19 protein-coding genes are annotated in these 23,586 nt (G+C 46.0%); 14 read left to right on the forward strand and 5 right to left on the reverse strand.

Features of this window, described 5'->3' with window-relative positions; all coding sequences use genetic code 11:
- Positions 1–116 precede the first annotated feature (116 nt).
- Positions 117–1,895, reverse strand: coding sequence for a signal peptide peptidase SppA (gene sppA, locus U2P89_RS08075; RefSeq protein ID WP_091908973.1), 1,779 nt, complete (start codon positions 1,893–1,895; stop codon positions 117–119).
- 248 nt (positions 1,896–2,143) lie between these two features.
- Here sppA and U2P89_RS08080 point away from each other — a divergent pair, with 248 nt between their 5' ends.
- From U2P89_RS08080 to U2P89_RS08120, 9 genes are all read left to right on the forward strand, one after another.
- Positions 2,144–2,710, forward strand: a complete 567-nt coding sequence (locus U2P89_RS08080; protein ID WP_313381402.1) for an RNA polymerase sigma factor — start codon at positions 2,144–2,146, stop codon at positions 2,708–2,710.
- The gene (locus tag U2P89_RS08085) at positions 2,707–4,047 is read left to right on the forward strand and encodes a hypothetical protein (RefSeq protein ID WP_322191158.1); all 1,341 of its coding nucleotides are present in this window, start codon (positions 2,707–2,709) and stop codon (positions 4,045–4,047) included. The genes U2P89_RS08080 and U2P89_RS08085 overlap by 4 nt, the downstream gene beginning before the upstream one ends.
- A 25-nt stretch (positions 4,048–4,072) precedes the next feature.
- Positions 4,073–4,816, forward strand: a complete 744-nt coding sequence (locus U2P89_RS08090; protein ID WP_313381400.1) for a hypothetical protein — start codon at positions 4,073–4,075, stop codon at positions 4,814–4,816.
- A gap of 126 nt (positions 4,817–4,942) precedes the next feature.
- Entirely contained in the window at positions 4,943–5,494 is a 552-nt protein-coding gene (locus U2P89_RS08095; protein WP_091909955.1) for a YIP1 family protein, read from the forward strand.
- Positions 5,494–5,946, forward strand: coding sequence for an SsrA-binding protein (smpB, locus tag U2P89_RS08100; protein WP_076931422.1), 453 nt, complete (start codon positions 5,494–5,496; stop codon positions 5,944–5,946). Before U2P89_RS08095 ends, smpB begins: the two co-directional genes overlap by 1 nt.
- Positions 5,947–5,979: 33 nt before the next feature.
- Entirely contained in the window at positions 5,980–6,918 is a 939-nt protein-coding gene (locus tag U2P89_RS08105) for a nucleoside recognition domain-containing protein (RefSeq protein ID WP_322191159.1), read from the forward strand.
- Positions 6,919–7,026: 108 nt separating this feature from the next.
- On the forward strand, positions 7,027–10,725 hold the full coding sequence (gene metH / locus U2P89_RS08110; protein WP_322191160.1) for a methionine synthase: 3,699 nt from the start codon (positions 7,027–7,029) through the stop codon (positions 10,723–10,725).
- Between the two features lie 46 nt (positions 10,726–10,771).
- Positions 10,772–11,821: a low specificity L-threonine aldolase gene (locus U2P89_RS08115; RefSeq protein WP_322191161.1), complete on the forward strand. Its 1,050-nt coding sequence runs from the start codon at positions 10,772–10,774 to the stop codon at positions 11,819–11,821.
- Positions 11,822–12,054: 233 nt separating this feature from the next.
- Positions 12,055–12,618, forward strand: a complete 564-nt coding sequence (locus U2P89_RS08120) for a DUF2179 domain-containing protein (protein ID WP_019538798.1) — start codon at positions 12,055–12,057, stop codon at positions 12,616–12,618.
- Positions 12,619–12,632: 14 nt separating this feature from the next.
- Here U2P89_RS08120 and mazG read toward each other — a convergent pair whose 3' ends face one another.
- The 4 genes from mazG to U2P89_RS08140 all read right to left on the reverse strand — a co-directional run bounded on the left by mazG (position 12,633) and on the right by U2P89_RS08140 (position 18,019).
- Positions 12,633–13,427 carry a nucleoside triphosphate pyrophosphohydrolase gene (gene mazG, locus U2P89_RS08125; RefSeq protein ID WP_076931419.1) on the reverse strand — a complete coding sequence of 265 codons (795 nt, stop codon included), beginning with the start codon at positions 13,425–13,427 and terminating at the stop codon, positions 12,633–12,635.
- Between the two features lie 65 nt (positions 13,428–13,492).
- A complete protein-coding gene (locus tag U2P89_RS08130) occupies positions 13,493–15,526 on the reverse strand; it encodes a protein-disulfide reductase DsbD family protein (RefSeq protein WP_091909966.1) in 2,034 nt (677 codons plus the stop codon).
- Positions 15,527–15,631: 105 nt separating this feature from the next.
- Positions 15,632–16,333 (reverse strand): DUF2461 domain-containing protein, encoded by a 702-nt coding sequence (locus U2P89_RS08135; protein WP_322191162.1) that lies wholly within the window; start codon positions 16,331–16,333, stop codon positions 15,632–15,634.
- A gap of 177 nt (positions 16,334–16,510) precedes the next feature.
- Positions 16,511–18,019 carry a catalase gene (locus U2P89_RS08140; RefSeq protein ID WP_322191163.1) on the reverse strand — a complete coding sequence of 503 codons (1,509 nt, stop codon included), beginning with the start codon at positions 18,017–18,019 and terminating at the stop codon, positions 16,511–16,513.
- Positions 18,020–18,373: 354 nt separating this feature from the next.
- Here U2P89_RS08140 and dnaB point away from each other — a divergent pair, with 354 nt between their 5' ends.
- The 5 genes from dnaB (at position 18,374) to U2P89_RS08165 (ending at position 23,562) form a co-directional block, all read left to right on the forward strand.
- A complete protein-coding gene (gene dnaB / locus U2P89_RS08145; RefSeq protein WP_076931414.1) occupies positions 18,374–19,909 on the forward strand; it encodes a replicative DNA helicase in 1,536 nt (511 codons plus the stop codon).
- Positions 19,910–20,054: 145 nt separating this feature from the next.
- Positions 20,055–22,091: a LysM peptidoglycan-binding domain-containing protein gene (locus U2P89_RS08150; RefSeq protein ID WP_322191164.1), complete on the forward strand. Its 2,037-nt coding sequence runs from the start codon at positions 20,055–20,057 to the stop codon at positions 22,089–22,091.
- A gap of 74 nt (positions 22,092–22,165) precedes the next feature.
- On the forward strand, positions 22,166–22,792 hold the full coding sequence (locus U2P89_RS08155; protein WP_322191165.1) for a porin family protein: 627 nt from the start codon (positions 22,166–22,168) through the stop codon (positions 22,790–22,792).
- A 148-nt stretch (positions 22,793–22,940) separates the two neighbouring features.
- Positions 22,941–23,258 (forward strand): metalloregulator ArsR/SmtB family transcription factor, encoded by a 318-nt coding sequence (locus U2P89_RS08160; protein WP_322191166.1) that lies wholly within the window; start codon positions 22,941–22,943, stop codon positions 23,256–23,258.
- 76 nt (positions 23,259–23,334) lie between these two features.
- On the forward strand, positions 23,335–23,562 hold the full coding sequence (locus U2P89_RS08165) for a DUF6132 family protein (RefSeq protein WP_076931411.1): 228 nt from the start codon (positions 23,335–23,337) through the stop codon (positions 23,560–23,562).
- The last annotated feature ends 24 nt before the right edge of the window (positions 23,563–23,586 follow it).

The following is a 23,586-nucleotide window of genomic DNA, read 5'->3' on the forward strand; positions in this document are numbered from 1 at the left end:
TGAAACATTGCCGGGCAATAGTTATTTATCAAAGTGAACAGAAGGCAAGCTTGCTTGCATTATGTCATGGCGAGAATTGGAAATCGAGGAGCGAAGGCGACTCAAAATACCTAATTCTATTGAATATTCAAATTATACGGAATTCTTGCCTGGATATAATCCTGCTCTTTGATATCTTTTAGCAGCATAAACATCTCGTAACTTTCACCCAGATATTCTTTCATTGTCCGGGCAACCAGTTCCTCCTTCCGGGGGTTGAGCAGTTCATCGAAACGAGAACGGAGTTTCGGATACTCGAATACCACATAACTCTTACCCAGATTAGCCATCTCGGCAGCTATTTCGATGGCTCTCTCAATCCCACCCAGTTCATCCACCAGCCCGATCTCTTTGGCTTGGTTCCCGGTCCACACACGGCCTTCGGCATAGAGCGCCATCGAGTCTTTTGGCATGTCGCGCCCTTCCGAACAGCGTGTCAGGAAGAGATCATAACCTCTCTCGACCATGGACTGGAGCAATTGTTTCTCTCTTTCGTTGAAGGGACGTATAACGTTGCCAAAATCGGAAAACTCATTGGTTTTCACCTCATCGGTAGATATTCCGAGTTTTTTTGCAGTCCCCTCAAAACTCGGGATAGCACCGAAAACACCAATCGATCCGGTCAGGGTAGTAGGCTGGGCAACTATCTTATCGGCATTGCAGGCGATATAATAACCGCCGGATGCCGCCATATCGCCCATAGAGACCACAACCGGTTTTTCCGCTTTCAGGTCGGTGATGGCTTTCCATATCTGTTCGGAGGCATAGGCACTACCGCCCCCCGAGTTGATACGGAATACCACCGCTTTTATCTCTTTATCTTTTCTCAGTTTCTCGATCTGATCCACCATATATTTATCCTGTATGTTGGATGATCCGGTACCTGAAATTATATTCCCGTGCGCATATAAGATGGCGATCGTATTGTCGGTCTTCTTTACGGTTTTCGTGGTTACCGATTTCATATTGGCCACGGTCGCCGACGGGATCTTTGCATCTTCATCGATGTCGAGCAGGCTCCTCAGGTAATCCTTCATCTCCGTTTCATACAGGAGGGTATCTACCAGATTGGCTGAAAGCAGGAAGTCGGTCGATTGTACGGCAGGCAGGTTGTTGGCCAGCGAGTCGATATCGGCAATTGTAAGTGAACGCGATTCCGCCAGATCACTTCTGAGGAAGCTCCATGCATCGTTCAGGAAAGAGCTTACCTGTTCCCTGTTGGCTTCACTCATTTCGTTCTGGGTAAACGGTTCCACCGCCGATTTGTAGGTTCCCACCTTGAATATCTGCATTTCGATCCCCAGCTTATCGAGGGCGTCCTTATAAAAGACCGGTATCGAGGCCAGACCGTGGAGGTCGAGCATCCCTTGCGGATTGATGGCTACTTTATCTGCTACGGAAGCAAGGTAATAGCCTCCCTGGGTGTAGGTATCGGCATAGGCAACGATAAATTTCCCGCTCTCCTTGAAATTTTCCAGTTCATGGCGGATCTCGGCTAATGTGGCCATGGAGGCGGTCATGATACGGGAGTCGATATAGATCCCCTTTATTTTATCGTTATTCTTTGCTTTCCTGATGGCACTCACAATATCGTTCAAACCCATAGGCAAAGGACGGTTAGAGCCCATCATAGAGGTAAACGGATCCTCTTCGGGTGTGCGTTCCGTGATAGGGCCATTCAAGCGGAGATTCAACACCGTATTGTCTTGAAGGATAAATTTCTCACCGCCCGACATAGATCCGAGAAAAGATCCTATTGCCCCAAAGAAAAAGATCATTGCAATTATAGAAAAGAGAATGTTCGCGATAACAAAGCCCAAAGCGGACGCGAGCACGATTTTTAGAAAATCCTTCATAGAGTAATTATTAATTGATTATTAGTGCAAAAATAGAGAAAAAAGAGTTATACCCCAAGTTAATTTACATATTCTTAATTAATTTCATTTGTCCGTTTTTACCGTTGGTAGTAATTTTGATGCGTGAAGATTATGCTCAATGGAAAGGAATATTATTCCTTAAAAAAACATAAATAGGGGTAAAAATCTCCTGGTTCACGCAGCGTTTTTTCTTGTTCTTCATCTAATAAAATGAACTGCGGTTAAGAATGGATGATTCGCAACTTGTCATAGCATGTAAGAAACAGGACCGTAATGCCCAGAAAATATTGTACGAGCGGTATGCTCCTATGATGATGGCGGTATGTTTACGTTACAGCGGGGAAGAAGAGACAGCCCGGGACTTGTTGCACGATGGATTTATCCGGGCTTTCACGCAGATCGGCTCGTTTTCGGGCAAGGGTTCTTTTGAAGGTTGGCTCAGACGGATTTTCGTGAATCTGGCATTGGAGAATTACAGGAAAGAGAAGCAGAAGTACCGGTTTATGGAGGAATACAGCTATGTCAATGCCGATGAGTCGGAAATCCAGGCGGATAATTCACTGGATATTGAAAATATCCCCAGGGAAGAGGTACTCGACATGATAAAGAATTTACCGCCCGGATACAGGACAGTGTTTAACATGTATATTTTCGAAGAGATGTCGCACAAAGAAATTGCCCGGGTGTTGGGTATTAATGAAGCTGCGTCGCGTTCGCAATTTTTCAGGGCAAAGAATATGCTCCGGAAGAAAATTTCAGCCATCCTGCATAACAATCAAAGACAGATACAATGATGTCAGATAACGATATTAGAAAAGGATTTCAATCAAAACTCAGCGGTTTTGAAGCGCCTGTCCCGCCAAATGGCTGGGATAGCGTGGAGCGGTCGTTGAAGGCAGCTGCGGCTGCCCGGACGGTACTCCGCCGAAGATGGTATGCCGGTTCGGCAGCCGCTGTGCTGGTACTGCTCGTCGGCAGTATACTGTTTATCCGAAATCCTATGGAGCAGGGGGAGACGATGGTTTCCGAATCGGCTTCTACAACATCCCCGACCGGTAATACTCCGGATCCCGGTACAGAGATGACTTCAGCTTTGGAATCAGTGTCAGAACCGATTACCCGGCCGGTTGAATCCGGGCAGCTTTTGGCTGCAAGGTCTTCCGGAAAAGCTGAAACCGGAAAAAAATCGGTTATTCGCTCATCCTCTCCGGCGGGAATGCTGGCGGCATGGATGAAGCGTGAAAAGTTAGGGGGTGAGAATGCAGAGAAGAAAGTGGAAGCCGGCACACTTCACCTATTGACAAAACCTGAGGAAAAGGAGGTAGTCCAAGAGGATGAAAAGTTGTACGAAGAAGAAACAATTACAGTCGGTGGAAATGAGAAAATCCTTTTTGCCGAAGCGGGTGTACCCGAAAGGGGGCAAGGAACCCTTTTGCTTGCCGTCAACGGGAGAGGGGGGCTGACCGGCTACCAACAAACGGTAAACTCACCCATGACTTTGAGAGCGGCTTCTGTAAACACCGACAACAAATATATGACGGAAGCCAATAAAAACTTACAGGTCCAGACCAATAATGCGACGAACAATGTTTCTGAAATGGAACATGACCAACCGGTGTCATTCGGTATCACGGTTTCCAAATATCTGTTTGACGATCTTTCCGTTGAAACAGGCCTTGTTTACTCTTATCTTCACTCTAAATCCAGGAATACCAATGATAATTTCAAAGTGCAGGAAGTGCAAAAACTTCATTATCTGGGTATCCCGTTGAATGTGAACTACAATATTTTCTCTTTAGGACAGCTGAATGTGTATGCTTCCATAGGAGGAATGGTGGAGAAAGATATATATGGTGAATTCCGGAAAATCAAAGAGGGGCAGGCATCTGCGAATTTCAATAGCGCAGCAGAAGGATCGGAAGAGAAGGAGATTACGAAGATATCCCAAGAGAATCCCCAGATATCGGTCAATGCCGGTGTAGGGCTTTCCTATCCTATTTATGACAGGCTGAGGTTATATGGAAAAGTGGGGGGAGCTTATTATTTTGATGCGAAAAACCAATATAAGACTATTTATTCCGACAGGAAGATCGTGATGGATATTAATGTGGGATTAAGGTATGAATTTTAATATTAATATAAAATAGAAAGTAGAAATGAAAAAAGTAATTTTGTTTTTGAGTGTTATCGGAGCAACACTTCTGATGACATCCTGTTTGGGAGATACGACCAATAGTTATACTGATAATTCCTATGTTTACATAGATACTGACGATATGGGAGAGGTTTACGGAAAAACGTTCACAGGGCGTATTATCACTCACTCCGCCTTGGGTTCGGGGCGTAATACTATTCAATTTCTGGTATATAGTTGGGATGAAGAAAAAGGTACCACACCTTTAACATTTGGGCAAAGTGTACTTTCCGCCGACAATGTCAATATCATCCAGAAAAAAGATGATATATACCACACTTATCTAAGAATGTCTCCACTCCCTGAAGAGGAAAATCCTGCGGGTTTTAAAGAAATTGGAAGCCCCATCTTCTCTCCAGACAAGGAGTTTATGAGTGACTTGTGGGTTCTTGAGTATGTCTATATGGCAAATAAGAATCAGAATGCCAAGGTTGAGTTCTATAAGGAAAACGAACTGAATGATAAGGGTGAGGTTGTAATTAAAATACAACTTGTATTGTCCGGTACGCCTGATGGTACTTCACAAGAGCAGAAGGGAGATGTGGTTGCATTCAATATGTCGCAATTGCGTAATATGTATTCAGGGGGAAGTGACGCGAAGGAGGAGTTGAAGATATTGTTTAAATATAATAAGCTTGATGCCAATGGAGAGGTTAAGGAAGCCGAATTACCTGTAGTTTCCTGGAGAATTAAAGAAGTAAACTAGACTTTTCTGTTATTTATGGTATAAAACAGCAGCTTTTATCAGGTTGCTGTTTTTTTCTTTCCTTATTTATCTGTCTGTGTGGTTACAAAAAAATCATGTACCTTTGCAATCCAAAATCAAAAAGGAATGTGGAGGGATATTTTTATCACTATTGCGCAGCTCATTGTCGCGTCTCCCCGGGCATGGAAAGATGTGGAAAAGGAAAAGAGGACGCAGCATGAGTTCCTTTACCGTTTCCTTCATCCCATATTCGGAATCATTGCCTTCACTTCTTTTGTGGGAGGTCTGTGGTTCGTGAGGGAAGGGAATGTGGAGAATGCGTTGAAGGGTGCTATTATTAGTGTTGTAGGAGTCTACGGCGGTTATTTTATTGCTGCTTATCTGCTGAATGAAATTGCTCCCCGCTTTGGTTTAAGCAAGGACCTGCCCCGCTTTCAGCAATTCACAGGCTATGCTTCAGTAGTGCTCTATGCCTTGTTTATCGTTACACCTTTTCTATCAGAACTCTTTATTCTCTGGTTATTGGTGCTTTACACCATTTATGTGGTGAATGTTGGATCCATTTATTTTATGAAAGTGCCAAAAGCAAAAGTCACTGATTTTACGGCAGTAGCATCTGCTATTATCATTCTGTCGCCGGTACTTATCTATACTCTTTTTTCCTATTTGATAAAGTAATGAAGCAAGCAGCTATCAATATAAAGAACAAACGTGCCACGTTCGATTACGAACTGGTTGAAACCTTTACGGCAGGTATTGTACTTACCGGCACCGAGATCAAGTCGATCCGGCTGGGAAAGGCGAGCCTGGTAGATACCTATTGTTTCTTCGAGCGGGGAGAATTATGGGTGCGTAATATGCATATTGCCGAATACTTTTACGGTACCTATAATAATCACAGTGCCCGGCGCGACCGTAAACTGCTCCTCAATAGAAACGAACTGCGCAAACTTTCCCGTCTTACCAAAGAGACCGGATTCACTATTATTCCCATCCGTCTGTTCATCAATGAAAAAGGATTGGCCAAAATTGTGATTGCGGTAGCGAGAGGGAAAAAGCAGTACGATAAGCGTCAGTCCCTGAAAGAAAAAGAAGACAAGAGATCAATGGACAGGATGTTTAGGAAGTGAAAAGTTAAAAATTAAAAGTTAGGAAGTGGAGGAGTGAGAAGCAGGAAGCGGTTTCGTAACGATATAGTTTATCCGGCGTTCAGGAAATCGGGCTATACCACATTATGGTTGTTGAAGATTATTTTACCCGTTTCCTTGGTCGTGAGATTGTTGGATTATTACGGCATACTCGTGTTTTTTGCCGGTCTTCTCGACCCTGTTTTTATTTATCTGGGATTGCCCGGCAGTACCGCCATTGTTTTTATCACCAGTATTTTCCTTCCGCTCTACGCGCCGCTGGCTATTATCACCTCCATGTCGATCACCCTGAGGGAACTCACTATTCTGGCGCTGATGTGCCAGATATCTCACAATCTTCCGGTAGAAAGTGCTATTCAGGCGAAGACCGGAACACCCTTCTGGACTGTCACTACTTTGCGGATCACAATGAGTGTTGTCGTAGGGTTGTTGTTGAATCTGATCCTGCCGCAGGATATGGGAAATCCTGTTTTTGTGCAGACAGACGTAGCCGTAATAACCTCACTGGGCGATCTGTTGCTGCTTTGGCTGAGAAGCTCGTTACAGGTAATGCTTCTTATTGCCGTAATTGTTTTTTCACTGAATCTGCTTTACAGTCTCCTCCATGCTTACACGCTGATCCCTAAACTGAGCAAGGGTATTGAACCGTTACTGAGGTTTTTCGGCCTGCCGGCAAGTACCGGATTTCTCTGGCTTATCGGCTATATTGTGGGGCTGGCATACGGGGGTGCGCTGATGATGGATCAGATGAAGGAGGGAAAGGTGAACAGAACCGATGCTAATTTGTTGAACTATCATCTTGCCATGTCTCATTCCGTACTGGAAGATAATATCCTTTTCATCGCGCTTGGCGTATCCGTCTGGTGGATACTGGGTGTACGGCTGTTGGCGGCATGGATAGTGGTATGGGGGAGAAGAATTATTTTGAAGTTGAGGTTTGGCAGTTCAGGTTGAAGATTCAAGATTCAAGATTCAAGATTCAAAATTCAAGATTCAAAATTGTAAATGGAAAATTACTGTGGATGGTTCGGGAATCTATTCTGAGCCTAATTGAAACAAAATATGACAAAGAAGAAAATAGAGGATATTTTGCCTGGGCGCATCCTGATCCTGGATGGTGCGATGGGTACAATGATACAACGTTACGGTCTTACCGAAGCCGATTTCCGGGGTGAGCGGTTCAAAGATTTCGATCGGTTGCTCAAAGGCAATAACGACCTGCTTTCGCTTACCCGTCCCGATGTGATTGGTGATATCCATCGTGAATACCTGGCTGCCGGTACCGATATCATCGAGACCAACACTTTCAATTCCACGTCGATCTCGATGCAGGATTACCATATGAGCCATCTGGCCCGTGAGATTAATCTGGCAGCAGTCCGGCTGGCACGTGAAGCAGCCGATGAGTTTACCCGGAAAACGCCTGAGAAACCCCGGTTTGTGGCGGGATCCATCGGACCAACCAACAAGACGGCATCGATGAGTCCCCAGGTAGAGAACCCCATGTTCCGTTCGGCAGTCTTTGACGACTTCAAAGCAGCTTATAAAGAACAGATCAGCGCATTGGTGGAAGGTGGAGTAGACATCCTTCTGATAGAGACTATTTTTGATACGCTCAACGCGAAAGCAGCTATTTTTGCTGCTGAGGAGGTAGCGGAAGAGACCGGTATAAAAACGCCTGTCATTCTTTCCGTTACCATTTCCGACAGGGCAGGACGAACCCTTTCGGGGCAGACGCTGGGCGCTTTTGTCGCTTCCGTCAGCCATGCCAATCCGTTGGCTATCGGGTTGAACTGCTCGCTGGGAGCAGCTGAACTAAAGCCTTATGTGAAAGAACTGGGGCGTATCGCACCTTTCTATATCAGCACTTATCCCAATGCCGGATTACCCAATCAACTGGGTGAGTATGACGAGACCCCGGAAAAAATGGCCGCACAGATCAAAGAGTTTGTGGACGAAGGTCTGGTAAATATCATTGGCGGATGTTGCGGTACAACTCCTGCCCATATTGCCGAATATGTACGTATAGTAGAAAACGGTGTACCTCATCAAAAGGCTTCTCCTCCGGAATACCTGCGGCTTTCGGGATTGGAGATGCTGGAGGTGTCGCCCCAGATCAATTTTATGAATATCGGGGAGCGGTGTAACGTGGCCGGATCGAAGAGGTTTTTGCGATTGATTCAGCAAAAGAACTATGAGGAGGCGCTCGATATTGCCCGTAAGCAGGTAGAGGACGGAGCGCAGGTGCTCGATATCAACATGGATGACGGGCTGCTCGATGGGGTGGAGGAGATGACCAGTTTCCTGAACCTGTTGGCATCCGATCCCGATGTGTCGCGCGTACCCATCATGATTGATTCCTCAAAATGGGAAGTATTGGAAGCCGGCTTGAAATGTGTACAGGGAAAATCAATTGCCAACTCCATTTCATTGAAGAACGGAGAGGCGGAATTCCTGCATCAGGCACGGTTAGCGCAGCGCTATGGGGCGGCAGTAGTGGTAATGGCTTTCGATGAGACGGGACAGGCCGACACCTTCGAACGCCGTATCGAGATATGCGGTCGTGCTTATAGATTACTTACCGAAGATGGTTTTGATCCGAAAGATATTATTTTCGACCCTAACGTGCTGGCTATTGCTACGGGGATCGATGAACATAAGAATTATGCGGTGGATTTCATTAAAACCGCGCGATGGATCAAGGATAACCTGCCGCATGCCAAAGTGAGCGGAGGAGTGAGCAATCTTTCTTTCTCATTTCGTGGGAACGATTATGTGAGGGAAGTGATGCATTCCGTTTTTCTCTATCATGCCATTCGTGCGGGGATGGATATGGGTATCGTGAATCCGGCACAATCGGTGATCTATGAGGATATCCCTGCCGACGTGAAAGAACTGGCCGAAGATGCGGTGCTGAACAGGCGCGATGACGCTACCGAGCGGATGATGGCTTATGCCGAAAAGATCAAAGGAGAAAAAAATCCGGAAGCGGAAAAAGGCAAAACAGAGGAGTGGCGTACGCTTCCCCTTGAAGAGCGGTTGAGTCACGCATTGGTAAAAGGGATTGGGGATTACATGGAAGAGGATCTTGCCGAAGCGCTGCAAGCCTATCCCCGTGCGGTGGATATTATCGATAAGCCGTTGATGGATGGGATGAACCGGGTGGGCGATCTCTTCGGTGCGGGGAAAATGTTCCTTCCGCAGGTAGTAAAGGCGGCGCGCACCATGAAAAAAGCAGTCGCGATCCTGCAACCTACCATTGAAGCCGAGAAAGCGACCGGTGATTCACAACGCAAAGCAGGAAAGATAGTACTGGCCACAGTGAAGGGAGATGTGCATGATATTGGTAAGAACATTGTCTCCATTGTATTGGCCTGCAATAATTATGAAATTATCGACCTGGGGGTAATGGTACCTCCCGAAAAGATTATCGAAACGGTAATCAAGGAACAACCCGATATTGTAGGGTTAAGCGGATTGATCACTCCGTCGCTTGAAGAAATGGCTATTGTAGCAACCGAGATGGAAAAAGCAGGTTTCAGTCTCCCTTTGCTGATCGGTGGAGCTACTACTTCTAAACTGCATACGGCACTGAAGATAGAACCGAAATACAGTCTGGGTCCCGTAGTCTATGTCAAAGATGCCTCGCAAAGCCCATCGGCGGTTGCCAACCTGATGAGCCCCGGTAACAGGAACGACTATATCCGGAAAGTAAAGGATGAGTATACGGCATTGCGCGAGAACAGTACACGGAAAGTGGTCGAACTGGTTTCATTGGAAGAGGCCAGAAAGAATGCTTTCAGTATTGACTGGAGCAGATATGAGGCTGTCGTTCCCCGCACATTAGGACGTGTGAAGCTGGAACATATCGATATGGCTGAGATTATTCCCTATATCGATTGGAAATTCTTTTTCCATGCCTGGAATATGTCGGCCAAATTCCATACTGTCACCAAAACGGAACGTACCAAAGAGGCTCGTGACGCATGGTTGGCCGGATACCGCGAGGACGACCGTGAAAAAGGGCGGGAAGCTGAAAAACTGTATGACGACGCCGCAGACATGCTGCAAAAATTCGTCGATGAAAAGGCTGAATATGTCAAAGCGGTTTTCGGGATATATGAAGCATACAGTGAAAACGATACAATTTTCGTCGGCGGTACGCCTTTCCCGTTCCTGCGCCAGCAGAAGAAGAGCGATAAGAATGAGTACTTCTGCCTGAGTGATTTTATTGCGCCACGCCATACGGGGAAGAAAGATTATATCGGCGCTTTCGCCGTCACTGCCGGAGTGGGAGCGGAAGAGCAGATGGGTAGTTATGAGGCGGAAGGAGATGAATATGCAGCCCTGTTGATGAAGTCGTTGCTCGATCGGCTTGCGGAGGCAGCTACAGAATGGTTGCATGCCAAAGTGCGTCGTGAATACTGGGGGCATGCAGCAGAAGAAAATCTCTCGATCGCCGAGATGTTCGCTGTGAAGTATGAAGGGATACGCCCCGCGGTGGGTTACCCCTCTATCCCGGATCAGACAATGAATTTCCTGCTGCATGATGTGCTTGCCACCCCGGAAATAGGGATTGCGCTCACTGAGAACGGTGTTATGTATCCCAATGCATCGGTCAGCGGACTCTTTTTCGCCCATCCGCAATCAAAATATTTCGCCATAGGGGAGATATCGGAAAAGCAAGTGGAAGACTATGCCCGTCGTAGAAATGTGACACCCGACGAGATTCGCAAGTTCCTGCTGGCTAATTTGGCATAGTTGACAGAAAGGTTTTGTATCTTTGTACACATAATTCAGAGATATCATGCGAAGTTTCGGAAGCGACAATAATTCCGGTATAGATCCGCGAATCATGCAGGCACTGATGAGTGCCAACAACGACCATACCATAGCCTATGGCGATGACCCATGGACCCGCGAGGCAGAGGAGGCGGTTCGTGCACTCCTCGGAGAGAAAGGGGTGGAATCTTTCTTTCTCTTTAACGGGACGGGAGCCAATGTAGTGGCTTTGCAGGCTTGTACATTACCGTTTCATTCAATCCTTTGTGCCGCTACTGCCCATATCGCAGTGGATGAGTGCGGCGCACCCGTGAAAATGACAGGTGCAGCGTTGAAAGAGATTCCCACACCCGATGGTAAGCTCACTCCGGATCTGGTGCGTCCTTATCTGCATGGCTTTGGCTTCGAACACCATTCCCAGCCAAAAGTGATTGCCATTTCGCAGACCACGGAACTGGGTACTATCTATACTCTCCAGGAGATAAAAGCGCTTGCTCACCTGGCACACAGTCATGAAATGTTTCTTTTTATGGATGGAACACGTGTGGCCAACGCCTGTGCTTTTCTGGATGTCTCGTTGAGGGAGATGACCATTGACGCAGGCGTGGATATTTTTACACTGGGAGGAACGAAAAACGGACTGATGTTCGGTGAGGCGCTTGTACCGCTGCGTAAGGAATTGGCTGAAAACATCAGGTATTACCGGAAGCAGACCACTCAACTCTATTCTAAAATGCGGTTTATCTCCGCGCAGTTTATTCCTTACCTGAATGAAAACATCTGGCTGGAGAACGCGAAAAGATCCAATGATGCGGCCCAGAAGCTCTATGATGAGATAGACAGGATTGGAGGGATAGAGATTACACAACCGGTACAGTCGAATGCTCTCTTTCTGATCCTTCCCCGGGAGATTACTGATAAATTGCGGGAGAGATATTTCTTTTACGATTGGGATGAATCCCGGAACGAGGTCCGCCTTGTGTGTTCGTGGGATACTACCGAAGAGGATATTAGGGATTTTGTAAATTATCTGAGAGAATTAATTAAAAGTGAAAAATTAAAAGTGAAAAATTAAAAGTGAAAAATTAAAAGTGAAAAATTAAAAGTGAAAAATTGAGTCTACCTGAATAAGTCGAATTTAAGAGAATATGATGCCCTATAGATGCTTTTGGAAGGGGTGAAATTGAAAAAATATACTTTTTAAAGGGGACTCAAAATTAAAAATGAAAAGAAGTTTCAGATTTAAAGTTTGTACTACTCTTATTCATTGGTAATTAGTAATTATCAATTAGTAATTAAATAAAAAATATGTTCGAATTTTTAGACGTTTACCCCTGGCTGTTGCCTTTTATCATTTTCTTTGGCCGTATTATCGATGTTACTCTGGGTACCCTGCGAATTATTTTCGTTTCCAAAGGGGCAAAAAATATAGCCCCTATCATAGGCTTTGTAGAGGTCTTTATCTGGATAGTGATTATCTCACAAATTCTGGTCCGTGCCAACGACATAGTATCCTATTTGTCGTATGCCGCCGGTTATGCCACGGGAAATTATGTAGGTATCCTTATCGAGAACCGGATCGCTTATGGTATTTTGCTCTGCCGTATTTATACACAGAAAAACGGAAAAGAACTGGTGCAGATGCTCAATCAGGTGAATTTTGGGGCTACGATGACTCACGGCACGGGTTCGACCAATGAAGTGGATATTATAGAGACCGTTGTGGACCGGAAGGAGATGAAGACGCTGGCGCTTATGCTGACTCAATTCGACAGCAATATTTTTTATGTGGTGGAAGATGTGCGCACCAAGAAGAACGGTATTTTCCCGAAACGGAAGACGATCCTGTCGCGCTGGCGAGTCGGGAAATGAAGAAGGCGGCGGCGCTAAAGGTCGTCCGCCTGCATTCTCTTCGCCTCTTGCCAGATCACTTCCATCTCGTCCAGCGTCATATCTTTCAGCGATCGTCCCTGTTCTTTTACCTTCTTCTCCATATAGTCGAAACGGTAGATGAATTTTCGGTTGGTGCGTTCCAGCGCATTATCAGGATTTACCTTGTAGAGGCGGGCGGCGTTGATGACACTGAAAAGCAGGTCGCCGAATTCGGCTTCGATCCGGTCACTATTCATCTTTTCAATCTCGACCTCTAATTCTCCTAACTCCTCTTTTACCTTATCCCACACATCATGACGTTGGTTCCAGTCAAATCCGGCATTGCGTGCCTTGTCCTGGATCCGGTAGGCTTTCACCAGTGCGGGAAGGGCAGCAGGTACACCCTCCAATACCGAATGTTTCCTTCCTTTTTCTTTCAGTTTGAGCTGCTCCCAGGACTGTTCTACCATGCCGGCTGAATCGGCCTGTTGATCGCCAAAAACATGGGGATGACGGAAGATCAGTTTGTCGCACAGGGAATTACAGATATCGGCCATATCGAATGCCTGCTTCTCTTCCCCTATTTTAGCATAAAATACCACATGTAGCAGCAGATCTCCCAATTCCTTTTTGATTTCGGCATTGTCGTTGTTGAGGATCGCCTCCGCCAACTCATACGTTTCCTCTATGGTGTTTGCCCTGAGGCTTTCGTTGGTCTGCTCCCTGTCCCAGGGACATTTCTCCCGCAACTCATCCATGATGTCGAGCAACCGGCCGAATGCCTCCAGTTTCTGTTGTCTGTTGTCCATATCTACAAATGGAAGAGACGCCTGAACGGCGCCTCCTCATAAATTTAATTATTTCTGAGATTGAATTATTTTCTGAAATTTTTTAAACCCGTCTGCAGGAATTCCACATAGTTATCCACACTCTCGTCATAAGCGTGTGAAGGAGAAAGCGGTTTTCCCTTATGGTCGAGTACCACGTAAAAGGGTTGTGACTGGGTACCGAACTTGTGGCGCTGCAGGTAACTCCACTTGTCGCCTACTGTACGCAGCTTTGACGTCCTTCCGTTTTCATCGACTTCGATTGTTTCGGGCAGCCGTGTACGTTCGTCCACCATGAGCACGATAAATACAAACTCCTCGTCGATCAATTCCCTCACACGGTCGTCAGCCAGCACGGTGGCATCCATCTTGTGGCAGTTCACGCAGCCGTGGCCGCCAAATTCCAGCAGTACCGGCTTGCCCGTCTGTGTGGCATAGGCCATTCCGGTTTCATAATCGTCGAAGACCTGGTTCATCGGGTTATGTGCCAGCTTGAAATCCTGAGTCGACAATGGCGGCACGATGGAACTGATGGGTTTCAGCGGTGCCCCCCATAAACCGGGCACCAGGTAGATGGTAAAGGCAAAGGAGAGTATGGCCAGGAAGAGCCTGAAAAGAGGCACATGGGACAAGTCGCTGTCGCCGTGTAGTTTGATTTTTCCCAGGAGGTAGAGTCCCAGTAATGCGAAGATGACGATCCACAACGAGAGGAATATATCACGGTTGAGGATACCCCATCCGCCGGAGAGGTCGGCCACCGATAAAAATTTCAGGGATACGGCCAGCACGATGAATCCGAGCACCACTTTCACAGCGTTGAGCCAGCTTCCCGACTTGGGTAATGTCTTGAGCCAAGAGGGGAAGATGGCAAACAGTGTGAACGGGATAGCCAGGGCAAAGGCAAAACCGAACATGCCCAGGGCGGGAGCCAGGAAGTTGCCTTGTGTGGCGGCATCCACCAACAACCATCCAATGATCGGACCTGTGCAGGAGAAGGAAACCAGTGCCAGGGTAAATGCCATGAAGAACAGGCTGATAATTCCCGTGGTGCTGTCCACCTTACTGTCCATCTTATTGGTCCATGATGAGGGAAGTACGATCTCGAAAGCTCCCATGAAGGAGAAGGCAAAGGTGATGAGCAGGGCAAAGAAAATCAGGTTGAATACCGGGCTCGTAGCGATATTATTCAGTGCGGCGGCGCCGAAGATGGCGGTGATGATCAGCCCCAGCGTCACATAGATGATGATGATGGAGAGACCGTATATCGTGGCATCCTGTATGGCTTTCCTGCGGCTCTTCTTGTTCCTGTTCAGGAAGAAACTGACCGTAATGGGGATCATCGGCCAGACGCAGGGAGTAATCAAGGCGGCAAAGCCCCACAAAAGACCTTTCAGGAAGATGCTCCACAGGGAGGCGTCGGCATGGTCGTCTGCCCCAAGCGCGTTCAACTCTTCAATGACCGGCGACCAGAGCTGTTCCCTGTCGGCACTGGTTAAAGAGACCGGGGTATCCGGGGCAATTGTTTCTTCTGTTGTATCTGCCGGTACTCCTGTTTCCGCAGGAGTGGAAGGCAAGGCATTCTCTCCGGTGGATGTGCTTCCGGCTACTGTTACCGAAGCGGACAGGTCGGATGCAGCGAATGAGAAATCTACCGGTAACGGAGGTGTACAGGTCTGGTCGTTACATGCCTGTGCACGCACGTTCCCTTCGATGGAAAAGCCGGCCTTGTCGGTTATTTTCAACCGCTGGGCAAAGGTGGTCGAACCGGTAAAGGTGCCAATCTCCATTCCGAAAATCTCGTCATGCTTCACTGTCGCTTTCTTATCGACCGACTGGAATTCGCCGACCGCTTCTGCGCCGGTTGTCTTGTCGAACTCGATCATGGTGGGGTTGGGGCCGCCATCCGGTATCTTCGTGTCGTACATATACCATCCCTGCTGGACAGAGGCCTTGGCAATGATGTTGACCTCCCCGTTTCCGGCATCTTCAAGGGAAAAATCCCAGGTGATAATATCCTGGGCAGATATAAAAGCCGTAAAAAGAAAGAGAAAACCAAAAAGAGTGGTTGCTATTTTTTTCATAACAATGACTATATTCTTTTGAAATTAAACGACAAAGTTAATATACCGGGGTTAATATACTAAGTTAATATCAGTTATAAAGAGTTTTGACGCGTTAAATCTCTTTTAATGGTCTGGGGATACCGTTTCCTGTACGATTTTCACCATAAAATGGTACAGGTCGGCGATTTGTGTGAAATCCTCTATCAACTGAAGCGCGATAGCTTCGTTGAACAACCGTTGATCCGTCAGCGGCAGGGTTTTGAGTACATATACGTTTTTGCGTTGCATCCACGGCTGATAGAATTCGGGGAGATCATTGGACAGCGGGCGTTTATAGGTTTCTCCGGCTACCTCGAACCCCGTATCCAATGCTGTTTGTGCCATCTCTTTGAACGATTCGGGATTGTATCCAATTTCCTCCCTCAGGTGGTCTGTTACTTTCCGTTTGGGCATAAAAAGCCCCATTCCGTACATGAAATATTCGTCGCTGAATTCGGCAAAATAACCGGGAAAATTCTCCCAATGTGTGGTCATACGCTGAAAATTCAGCCACATACTGGTTTTGTACGGGGCTTTGTTTGAAGAGAATCGGATATCGCGGTAAATGCGTGAGAGCATTTTTTGCGGTCTCAGGTCGAACATCGGATCAATATTATACATGGATGGTGAAAGCATGACAGCCAGCGCACGGAACGGCTGTAGCAACACCTCCTGGTAAACGGTTTTGTGTTCGTCGAACCATTGTTTATAATTGTTTTCTTTCAGTTCCTGTAAGAACCGTACGGTTCCGGGCTTAAATCCCGTAAAGGATGGAATCTCTTTCATGAACGTAGACACTTTTGTTTGTAAAATTAGCAAAATAAATCATAGGATGTATCTGCCCAATGTCGAATTGAAATTCGTTTGTATTTTATTCATGTCGTCTATCGAAATTAGTAATAAAAAAGAGGATAAAATCACATAGTGATATATCCTCTTTTACCCGGTATGTCAACGTTACTTCTATTCGATACCTGCTTTTCCGTACGGGATACCCAGCGCGTCTGCCACCCCTCTTCCGTAGGCCGGATCGGCCTTATAGCAGTTGCCGATATGCCGGATCTTGATAATCTCGTCACTGGAACCCATGTTCCGTGCCGTGTTTTCAAAAAGACGTTGCTGTGCATCGGGCGTCATCAGTCGGAACAGTTTGCCCGGCTGTTCGTAGTAGTTATCATCGTCTTCGCGGAAATTCCACCGTTTGATGTCACCGTCTACCTTTTGTATTGGTTCATCATATTCGGGTTGCTCCTGCCATACATTGTAGCTGTTCGGCTCATAATGCAGGGTAGCGCCCTGGTTTCCATCTACGCGCATTTGTCCGTCGCGGTGGAAGGGATGGTAGTTTGCTTTATCGACGCCTTTGGGATAGTTTACCGGAATCTGGTGATGGTTCACCCCGAGGCGGTAGCGATGAGCGTCACCGTAAGAGAAAAGGCGTCCCTGCAGCATCCTGTCGGGAGAGAAGCCTATACCCGGTACCACATTGGCCGGGTTAAAGGCAGCCTGTTCCACATCTTGGAAATAATTATCGGGATTACGGTTCAATTCAAATTCCCCTACCGGAATAAGTGGAAAGTCTCCTTTATACCATACCTTGGTAAGATCGAACGGGTTGTATGGCATATTTTCAGCCTGTTCTTCGGTCATGATCTGCACATAGAGTTTCCATTTCGGGAAATTGCCGTTGCCGATGGCTTCGAACAGATCCCGCTGATGACTTTCCCGGTCTTTTCCCACCACCATTTCAGCTTCCGCATCAGTAAGGTTCTCTATTCCCTGCTGCGAGACAAAATGGAATTTTACCCAATGGCGCACATTTTCTGCGTTGATAAAGCTGAACGTATGGCTTCCGAATCCGTGCATATGGCGGTAGCTGCGGGGAATACCCCTGTCGCTCATGGTGATGGTTACCTGATGGAGCGCTTCGGGGAGGTTCGTCCAGAAGTCCCAGTTGTTGTTGGGACTGCGCAGGTTGGTGTGCGGGTCGCGTTTTACCGCATGGTTCAGGTCGATAAATTTCAACGGGTCCCGGAAAAAGAAAACAGGCGTGTTGTTGCCTACCAGATCCCAGTTGCCTTCTTCAGTATAGAATTTCATTGCGAAACCGCGGATATCCCGTTCGGCATCTGCCGCGCCACGTTCACCCGCAACGGTAGAAAAACGAACGAACATTTCCGTTTTTTTTCCGATTTCCGAAAAGATCTTGGCTTTTGTGTACTGCGTAATGTCATGGGTTACGGTAAACGTGCCGAATGCACCCGATCCTTTCGCATGCATACGCCTTTCGGGAATTACCTCCCGGTCGAAATGAGCCATTTTTTCCAAAAACCATACATCCTGCAGCATCATTGGCCCCCGCGGGCCTGCTGTCATTGAATCCTGGTTGTTACCTACCGGTGCACCTGCGACGGTGGTCATTTTCCGTTGATCCGTCTTGTCTTTCTGTTTTTTCAATTCTTCTGCATCCATAAATTTAATTTTAAAGTGTTGTAGTCCTCTATATTGTTATAATCCTGAATGAACAGATGATGATGCGTAAAGATACAAAATTATCCTTGGAAAATTCTTCATTTTTTATTTATTTTCTTTCTTATACCTCTTACTCTCCTTGCTTCTTACTCCTTTACAGCCCCTTGTCTTTCATCAACAGGCAAGTCAATCTTCCCACCTTCTCCATTCCACCATTCTGCCATTCCACTTTTGATAGTTCAACAAGTTTTCAACACCGTGTTTATAACTTTTAGGAAAGAATAGAGATTAAAAATTCCCGCAGGAACAAATTACTCCCTACCTTTACACTCCTTTTAACAAAAACCTATTGAGATGGAAAGACAAAAAAGAAAATCTGCGGTTAAAGTAGTTGAAAAAACGGTTGCAGCACCCGATATTGGCAAGCTACCTCCTCAGGCAAGAGAACTGGAGGAAGCGGTGCTTGGGGCACTGATGCTTGAAAAAGATGCTTATTCGGTTGTCAGTGAAATATTGAAGCCGGAAAGTTTTTATGATCCTTCACACCAGTTGATCTATGATTCCATTCAGGGGCTTGCCATGCAACAAAAGCCTGTGGATGTCCTGACGGTTGTGGAGGAACTGAAACGGCGGGGTGAGTTGGAGACTGCCGGGGGGGCGGTCTATATTGCCGAACTGTCGGAAAAGGTAGCCTCTGCTGCCCATATAGAATATCATGCCCGTATCATTGCGCAGAAATCTATGGCAAGAGAGTTGATCGCTTTCTCTTCGGATGTGTCGCAGCAGGCTTTTGATGAAACGGTGGATGTGGATGATCTCATGCAGGAGACTGAAGGGCGTCTGTTTGAGATTTCTCAGCGGAATGTGAAAAAAGATGTGATCCAGATCAACCCTGTCATCCGTGAAGCGATGAATAATATCCAGTTGGCGGCTAACCGGAAAGACGGGATGAGTGGTCTGCCGACCGGTTTCAAGGAGTTGGACAAACTGACGTCGGGCTGGCAGAGATCCGATCTGGTGATTATTGCTGCGCGTCCTGCCATGGGGAAGACTGCTTTTGTATTGTCAATGGCAAAAAATATGGCGCTTGATTTCGAGCAGCCGGTGGGTGTTTTTTCACTTGAGATGTCGAATGTGCAGTTGGTGAACAGGCTAATAGTGAACGTATGCCAGATAAAAGGGGAGAGCATCAAGAGCGGTCGTCTTTCTGAAGATGAATGGGAACGGCTCGATAAAAATCATAAGTTCTTGTATAATGCTCCTATTTATATCGACGATACGCCCAGTTTGTCGGTATTTGAGTTACGTACCAAAGCCAGGCGGTTAGTCCGGGAACATGGTGTGCAAATACTGATCATCGATTACCTGCAATTGATGAATGCAAGTGGAATGAGTTTTGGTAGCCGTGAGCAGGAGGTGAGTATGATCTCCCGTTCATTGAAAGGATTGGCCAAAGAGTTGAATATCCCCATTATTGCCCTGTCACAGTTGAACCGTGGAGTGGAATCACGACAGGGACATGAAGGTAAGAGACCGCAACTGGCCGACCTGCGCGAGTCGGGTGCGATTGAGCAGGATGCCGATATTGTTTGTTTCATTCATCGCCCCGAATATTACAGGATTACTGAAGACGAACGTGGCAATTCGTTGGTGGGTATCGCTGAGATCATCGTGGCAAAGCATCGTAACGGCCCTACCGGTATTGCCAGCATGCGCTTCGATAATGAGTATGCCCGTTTTCAAAACCTGGACGATTATGCTGTGGGAAGGAATTACGTAGAGCGTCCTTCGAGGATGAATGCCCAGTCGAAACCGGCTGACTCATCCACCGATTCATCCTTCTCTTCATCCGGCCTCGTGCCACAGGGGAATGACCCGTTGCCATTTTAGCAACTAACCTAATTGTGTTTAAAATCTTATAATTACTGTCAAACTGCTTGTCGCATTTGATCCCCACAAAGGTATAAATCCAAATAATATTTCTATTTTTGTGCATTAAAGCTGCCTAAGCAGCTCATCTAAATTAAAACAAAAGATGCATAACAGGTTTAATCTGAGTAAAATATTCTGGACCGTACTTTTCTTAGGTATATCACTCCTTTCACTTCAAGCGCAGGATCTGAAGTATAAAACAGTGGAGGTGAATGGACAAACTTATTATGAATATAACGTTCAATCGGGAGAAGGTCTCTATGCTATCTCGCGGACTTTTTCGGTGTCGGTAGCCGATATTCTTCGTCATAATCCCGGAGCGGAAAGAGGTCTGCAGAACGGACAGAAACTATTGATCCCGGTTGCCGGTGAAAATAAAGGACAAGTAGTTTCTCCTTCGCAGAGTGCCAATGTTCCCCAGTCCTCCCAGTCACCCCGTCCCTTTCAGTCTTTTCAATCTCCACCGGCAGACCAGAATACAACATTCCAGCATACCGTAGTGCTTGGTGAGACTGTGTACGGTATAGCCAAGATGTACCATACTACTGTGGATGAGATATTCCGTCTTAATCCGGGAGCCAGGGAGGGGATTGCTGAAGGACAGGTGCTTACTATTCCGCAACGGCGGGTTATCAGTCAGGAAAAAGAAGAGAACTATCGTTACCATACCATACTTCCTAAAGAGACGCTCTATTCCGTATCGAAAACCTATTCCCTGAAACCGGAGGATGTGATGAGGGCAAACCCCGGACTGTCTGTGGAGACATTCCAGATAGGAAAAACTATTCGCATTCCTTTTTTCGAATCGTATGAGGTAATCTTACCTTATGAAGAACAGACCACTAACATTATCCATAAAGTCAGCAGGGGAGAAACTCTCTACAGTATTGCAAAACGCTATAATGTGGAAGTACAGGAAATCCAGCGGTTGAATCCTATGCTTGAAGGGGGATTGAAGAGCAATATGGAGTTGCTGGTTCCGGTAAAAAGGATTCTTGTAGAGGATGATTCCAGATCGAATGCAAATGAAGCGAATCGATTGCTCACCCAGCAGATTCCGTCAGAAAGGGTCAATGTGATGAAAGTGGGATTGCTGTTACCATTCCTGGACGAGACGAGAGGCTCTCATTTGCGTCTTCAGGAGTATTATGAAGGTTTTCTTCTGGCGGTGGAAAAAATGAAGAACAACGGAGCCAATATAGAATTGTATGTTTTTGAAATTGGCAAAGGAGACGACACACAGAAGTTACAAAGTTTGCTTGGTACAATGGAGATGCAATCTCTCAATCTGATCATCGGTGGTGTCAGTGATGCACAAATCAAGATGCTTTCAGATTTTTCCAGATCCCATAATATGAAATATGTGGTACCGTTCTCGCAGAGTAACGGAGAGGTGCTGAACAACGGAAACCTGTTCCAGGTAAATCCTGTGCAACATATGACTTATATCAAAACTGCTTCTGTTTTCCTCCAGACGTTCCGCAATGCCAATATCATTTTTGTGCAGGGAGGTGCGAATGATAAAAATGAGTTTATATCCCTGTTGCAGAACGACCTTCGCAGGAATAACGTCAGATATGAAACGTTGAACGCCACAACCACACTCAGTAGTACAATCCTTGCGTTGATGAGCAGAAGTAAAGAGAATGTGATTGTGCCGACCAGCGGTGATTCCGGATTGTTGCGTCAGATAACGGATGAATTGAGGAAAGTGCAGGAGTCTGATTCCGGCTTTGCCATCCGCCTGTTCGGTTATCCTGACTGGCAAGCCTATTCTAATGTGAAAGAAGATTACAGCCTGTTTAATACTTATATCTTCGCTCCTTTCTTTGCTAACGAACAGAGCCGTGACGTGGAGGCTTTCAAAAGCAATTTCCGTAAGTGGTATGGCAGGGATCTTCTGGAAACATTTCCCAGCTACGGTATGTGGGGCTATGATACTGCTTTGTTTTTCCTGACGGCTTTACAGCGGTATGGCAATAATTTCGAGCAAAATATAGAACGGGTGAATGTAAATTCACTCCAATTCCCGTTCCATTTCGAACGACCCAATAATTGGGGTGGTTTCATCAATTCCGGACTCTATTTTATTAATTATAGCACGAACGGAAGAATCATTAAAACCGATAAAAGCCAATGAGACCCTTTTTTAGCCTTGTTGTTCTAGTTTTTTTGCTTTCTTTGAGTATTTCTCCACTATATGCCCAAAAAGAAGTGTTCAAAGGTGAACTGTATCTGGGGGCCGGTGGCGGAAGCCTTTTCTCAAAGGTGGATTTTGTGCCGGGTGTACCTTTGGCTTTCAAGCAGGGAAGCTTTGGTGGTGTGTCGGCAAAATATATTTCTGAAAAAAATCTGGGACTTCTTGTGGAGATCAACTATGCCCAACGGGGATGGAAAGAGGAATTTGACCCGGCTTCAGATTTCTCTTACAGCAGGACACTGAACTATATTGATATACCATTTATGACGCATATCTATGCGGGAGGAAAAACACGCTTTATAATGAATATCGGTCCGCAGGTATCCCTACTGGTCGGCGATAAGCAGGATATGAGCCAGGCGTTGTCTGATCATCTGGATGAGCTCAGGGCTGAGGATGAAGATGTCGAGGTGGGAATGCAATACGAGGGTGTGTATGAACTGAAACGGGTGGATTATGGTTTAGCTGCCGGAATAGGGATGGAATTGAAAACCGGTATCGGTGATTTTGATCTGGAAGGACGCTACTATTTCGGACTGGGAGATATTTTTACCAGTCGCCGTAGCGAACAAGCCTATTTTTCCCGTTCGGCTTCCCGTGTGATCGGGGTGAAATTGACTTATTATATTAAAGTGTTTTAAAAGTGGCTAAGCGGCTGAGTGGCTATGGTGTCACAATAAAATAATCAGATAAAATTTTGGAATAGAAAAAAAGAATTGTATTTTTGTCGAACAAAAATAAATGAATATATGTTCATATATTTGTTTGAATTTTTTCAATATGACGGAAATGGAAAAAGAGACAGATATATTGGAAAGAAGTAAGATAGACCGTTCTCAATTTGAAGAGGCGGCCTATATTCTGAAGGCGTTGGCCAATGAAACCCGTTTGTGTGTGATTATGCAGCTTACCCGGGACGGTGAAAAATCGGTGACCGGGTTAATGGAACAAATGGACTGTGAGCAATCGTTGCTATCACACCATCTGACAGATATGCGGGCGAAAGGGATACTCCGTTGTCGCAAAAGCGGAAAGAATAGTTTCTATTCCCTTAGCGATAAGCGATTCTCGAATGTGTTGAAGTGTATTCTGGATTGTGGCAATTAAAGTGGAGAAGTGGTCAGGTGGTTAAGTGATCAAGTGGCTGGGGATAAGATAAGGATTTAGACAATAAAAGAAATATATGAAAAATTTTTTTAAGAAACATTGGTTGAGGATGGCCGGAATATTAGTCGGTGCATTGGTCGGATATATTTATTACCATTACGTGGGATGTCTGAGTGGAACATGTCCTATCACTTCCAACCCATATAGGATGATGATATACGGAGCATTGGTAGGTTATCTGCTTTTCGATCTTTTCTCAAGCGATAAAAAAACAAAGGATGCAAAACAAGATATTCAACAATAACTAATTGAAGTATATAATGAAAAC

The sequence above is a fragment of the Proteiniphilum sp. genome (assembly GCF_034331125.1).
Lineage (GTDB): Bacteria > Bacteroidota > Bacteroidia > Bacteroidales > Dysgonomonadaceae > Proteiniphilum > Proteiniphilum saccharofermentans.